1 protein-coding gene is annotated in these 4812 nt (G+C 36.5%); it reads right to left on the bottom strand.

Translation table 11 applies throughout. The features are described from left to right. Nucleotides 1-338: 338 nt before the first annotated feature. Nucleotides 339-4812 (bottom strand): type ISP restriction/modification enzyme (locus ACFIL7_RS01445; RefSeq protein ID WP_375683264.1); only part of this gene is annotated, 4474 nt, incomplete at its 5' end.

Below are 4812 nucleotides of genomic sequence, written 5' to 3'. Positions count from 1 at the left end.
AACACATAAATACAATTTTTAATATATATCTAAGAGGGTTTTGTAGGTGTTTTGGGGGTTTTAAAAACAGACAAAACCTATAAGTAATATAAGAAAATGAATATATATATATAACTCTCTTTAAATAAAGCTTTTGAAAAGGATAAAGCTATCATTTTAAATACGGTATAATCTCTTAAAGGCAATCCAAATAAGAGTATCTAAAAGTGCAAATGATTTCTTTTTAGAATAACGCATATAAGCACTCTTTTTAAAGATTGTATCTAATCAACTTAACAAGAGAGGTATAGATTATGGTTATAAGACTCTATACCCCTTGTGAGTTTAGCAAGCCAAGTCTATTCAATTTCTTTAATTTCTAGTTTTGGTAGGTTCTTAACGATTTTCATTGTCTCTAAACTTACGGTAATAACCCTCTGAAATAACTCTAGAGGGTAGGCAGGGTTGCCAATGGTTTCAACAGCATAGCGATTGGCATCATTCACAATGCCACTCTTTTTATCAGTCTTTACACATTGACGCCCCATAACCCATTCAAGAGCGGGTTTACCATTAACGATATACTCATAAGCGTCAAGTGGGATATCTGTCATGATGATATTGCTATTATAAATAACAGTGGTTTTATCTTTCTCTTTACCTGCTTTTGCGAATTTCATTTCAGTAACATAATAAAACTTTTCGGGATTAGAGATTTCTGTAACTTTTGGATTACCCTTTTTAAAAGTCACTGGATAAGGCTCTACAGTTTCATAATTCACGTGCAAATGACCCAGTTCACGCCCTGCTGTTACGAACTTCCAAAAATTACCAGCACTCTTTACACAAGGGATACGAGGCAATTCTTTAGAGAGGTTATCAGCATAACGAGCACGATAATCTTCCGAATGAAGTAAACCGTAAACATAATAGAATAGATCATCTTTAGTGATTTTTTCATTAGGATAAGCAGCTTTAAAATGTGCTAATCCTTCATCAGTAATGGCATCACGCCTCTGTAAACCAGCTGTTTTGCTTTCTTCTGTAAATAAATGGGATTGTTTCTCACTTTTACCTTTTGAAACCATAGTATCTTCATAAAAATACCGTGGAAAGCATTGACCTTTTTCTATTGCATCTAGATTAGGCAAATCTTCAGACATAAGAACAGAAAAACCACACCTTGCTCCTACGCCTGTAATTTGAATTACTTTATTTTCAACCGCTTTTCCCATCGGAAATATCCGCGGCATTTGTAAAACCATTTCATTGAAGGTGCGATTATAATAAAGCCACTGTCGTGTAAAAGGACGATATAAACTTTGCATAAGGCATGTAGCTTCAAATTCAAAAGTATTTCCTTTTGCTAAATCTTCTTTAAGAGCGCGGCTCCAACTGATTTTTCTCGTATCTGTATTGACGAAATTGTCTACAGCATTTTTACGTATCCTAGGATCAACATGTCCATAAACATTATTAAAACGCTTTACTTCACTGTTATAGAAGGCAATCATATTACTTATGTTTTTCGCTAAAACTTCATGGCTTGAATTGTATACCCAAGCATCACGGCTAGTTACAATACCACAGGAATAAGTATCAAAAAGCTTTTTACCATGACCTTTTTTATAACCTATGGATAAAAATGCTTTAAAATTGTTATCACGTTGACCAAGCCAATCACCATGTTTATCTGGTGTGATTATTTGCCAACCTTGTTTACTTCGTGTAATGCCATCAATGCTCCTAAATTTTTTAATTGTCTTAAGCTTTTTTTCTCTTGTGTGATTATTACCAATATCATGATAGTAAATTTTACAAGGTCCAATAGCATTGGGATTTTTGATAAACAAGGTTACAGCAATACCGGTCATACTACCATTGCCAAAAATATTTTCACCTTCTTGAGCTCTTCCATTGCTTAACATATTTTTGCGAAGATCCCCCCGTAAATTAAGCACATAAATGCTCGTAAACTCTTTGGCTAAAGATTTTCGTAATCCATCCATTGTTGACTTTTCTATGTAACCAGAACCAGAAACAAAACCGATTACTCCAGCATTATCAATACGATCACTAGCCCAGCGAATGGCACGAATATAACTATCATAAAGATTTCGCATAAGGCTTGCTTTAGATTGAGCGGCGTAAGTTTCATCAATACGGTCATTTAATATCGGATAAGGCGTATTCTTTGCATTATCATTAGCACTTTTTTGACCAGTTGAATAAGGCGGGTTGCCGAAGATAACTTCGATAGTCAAATTTTTCTGATGTTCCAAATATTCACTGTTTTCTTTGAGTATACCTTCCATAAGATCTTGTTTTTCAATCATTCGAAACGTATCAGTCAAACCAATATGCTTGAAAGGGATATAATTTCCTTTCATAAGACCATGATAGGTTGCTTCGATATTAATGGCTGCTATGTAATAGGCTAGCAAGACAATCTCATTTGCGTGGATATCATAACGGTATTTATATTCCATATCCTCTGGTTTGATGAGATTGGATTGTAATAGCCGTGTGATAAAGGTCCCAGTACCCGTAAAAGGGTCAAGAATAGAAACACCACGTGATCCTAGACTTTTTCCAAATTCATGACGCAACACATCATCAACAGAATGAATGATAAAATCAACAACCTCAATGGGAGTATAAACAATGCCTAATTTTTCTACTGTACGCGGAAAAGCATAACGGAAAAATTCATTATAAAGCTCTACAATTAAACTTTGTTGTGCTTCAAGAGTGGTAATTCCACGCGTGTAAAATTGTACACTCTTAGAAATATTTTTGAGATCTTGAGATTCTTCTTTAGGGGTAACTTTATCAAGGACATTGAGTACACGTTGTAAAGCACAAGATACGGGATTCTCTTGAACAAACTGATGCCCCTCAAATAAAGCATTAAAGACTGGACGCGTCACAAGATGTTGCGCAAGCATTTCAATCGCATTTTGTTCGGAGATAGTTGTATTTAAATTACTACGTAATTCGGTCATAAAATCATTAAACACACGCCGTGTTTCAGTTTCTGATTTCGTCAAAACCTCAGTTAAGCGTGTGATATGAGTTTGAGCAAGATCACCAACATTTATTGCCCATTTTTTCCAATAGCTAGGGTCGTAAAATCTATTAACAATAGCAGCTTTAATGACATCTTTACATTTAGAAAAAAGGGGGAGTTCTCCTTGTTCTTCACATGTGTGAGAGGATTCATAAGTTGCTAACCCAATATTAAGTCCTGAATACTCTAATTTTGAGCGTATAGGTAAATCATCAATAACCGTGGTCGTATCTTCTAACGCAAGTTCTTGAGAAGCAGCAACAATTTCAAGAGCATCGCTTACGTCTTGTTTTTTGTGCATATGGTGAATTATTTTATTAAAGTTATCATCATGAGCACGTAAAGCATTGAGAACTTGCCAGATGACATTATACTTTTGGTTGTTTTCTAAGGCTATTTCCGGCGGAATATCAGCGGGTATCCCAACGGGTAGAATGATATAGCCTCTTTTTTTACCCTCTGCTCGACGCATTACACGTCCGATCGCTTGAATAATCTCAATTTGACTTTTGCGCGGGTGTAAAAATAGAACAGCATCAAGAGCGGGTACATCAACACCTTCAGAAAGACAGCGTACATTGGTAAGTACACGACAAGTATTTTCCCCCGCATCTTCCTTTAACCAGTCAAGTTGTTTTGTACGCTCTTTAGCACTAAAGGTTCCATCAATATGGGCAAGGGTACAGTTAAGAGGAGGAGTATCTTTATAGTTTTTATGAAGAGCGCGTAAAGATTCTTGCACTTTTTCTTTTTTGAATCTTTTGCATATGCGTTTAGAAGTATCAATATCTTTGCAAAAAGCTAAAGCTCTACGCATGGGCTTGGGGTCATCTTCAAGATCAAGTTTCAGATCCATTTTGGTAAGGGCTCTATAACAGCCATTAATCTTGGTCCTATCATCGAGAATAAGTTCATAATTCTTATCGGTAATCAGATGTTGAATGGATTGACTTACTTCTTCTTCGTTGACAACTAATATGATAACTTTACAAGGTGATAACAGCTTATCCTCTAAAGCACGTGAAAAGTTGTAAGTGTAAAGTTGTTTGCCATAGAGTTTTTCATTATCCATGGACACCAAAACGTTATTGGATAAGAAAGCATTCCTTTTCAGCTTGTCACTAAAGATCTTTGGGGTTGCTGTCATGTAGAGGCGTTTTTTGCCTCGAATAATGCTATTGTCATGAACCTTGATAAATTCAGATTCATGCTTTTCTGTTCCCAACACAACACCAGTTGTTCTATGGGCTTCATCACAAATGATCAAATCAAATTCGGGTAAACCATGCTCTTTTTGTGCATCCGAAATCACTTGGATAGAATGATAGGTTGAAAAGATAACCGTCATTGCATTTGCTAGGTTTTCACGAGCTTCTTTGGCAAGGGCTTTTGCATCTGTTGTAGCAGGGAGAACAAGATCTGATGTTTCCATGCCAACAATATCATCTTGGTTTTTACGACGCTTGCCTACTTTTGTATCCGAACACACCGCAAAGGAACGCAAGGGCACTTGTGCATCGGCTGTCCATTCACGGATTGTTTGCGAGACTAAAGCCAGAGAAGGCACCAGAAACAACACACGCTTGCCTTTTCCTGCTATGTGTTCTGCTATCTTAAGGCTTGTGAAAGTCTTCCCCGTTCCACATGCCATAATCAGCTTGCCACGATCTGCTTCTTTTAACCCTTCACAGACTTTCTTGATGGCTTCTTCTTGATGGGGACGAGGCTCTTTTGTTGATTTCAGAAGAACTTCTTGTTTTGTT

Origin of the sequence: Bartonella sp. AP3QHHD (assembly GCF_042195765.1) — a bacterium.
Taxonomy (GTDB): Bacteria; Pseudomonadota; Alphaproteobacteria; order Rhizobiales; family Rhizobiaceae; genus Bartonella.
Note: the sequence above shows the minus strand (reverse complement) of the source record. Positions and strands in the feature narration are given on the sequence as shown.